The sequence below is a fragment of the Staphylococcus pasteuri genome, assembly GCF_030547725.1.
GTDB lineage: Bacteria > Bacillota > Bacilli > Staphylococcales > Staphylococcaceae > Staphylococcus > Staphylococcus pasteuri.
This window is the reverse complement of the sequence record NZ_JAUOQO010000041.1, coordinates 1-435: the sequence shown is the minus strand read 5'-3', so window position 1 is coordinate 435 and position 435 is coordinate 1. Positions and strand designations below refer to the sequence as shown.

Below are 435 nucleotides of genomic sequence, written 5' to 3'. Positions count from 1 at the left end.
CACCGGTAGTGGTGGTTAACGAGAACAACTTGCTCTTGTTTAAACCCGATACAAACAATCTCGCTAATGAGAACTTGTTCGTGCCTGGAACAGCCCAACCCATAAATTCTTTTTCGTAGCCTTCTTCAAGCGCTACGACTTGCTGATGGTAACGGCCAATAAATGCGTGCGGACCCGAAGCATGGTTGCCCATTAATACGGTACCGGAAATAACGCGGTGCTCGCCGTCTACCAATTCACCATCGATCAATTGATCAATATCAGCACCTAACTCGGTGCGAATTAAGCGTGGCTCTTTTACAACGGGTCCAGCTAAAGACACTACACGTTGGTTGTAAATTTTACCGCTTGCAATTAAGTGGCCTAAGGCGATGACTTCTTGGTAAGCAATCGACCATACCGTGCGCTGAGCACTGGCAGGTTTTAAGCTATGAA

General features: G+C 46.9%; 1 protein-coding gene. It reads right to left on the bottom strand.

Annotated elements, in window-relative coordinates; all coding sequences use genetic code 11:
* Positions 1-435: hypothetical protein (locus Q4528_RS12700; protein WP_303521826.1), on the bottom strand; the 435-nt coding region annotated here is incomplete at both ends.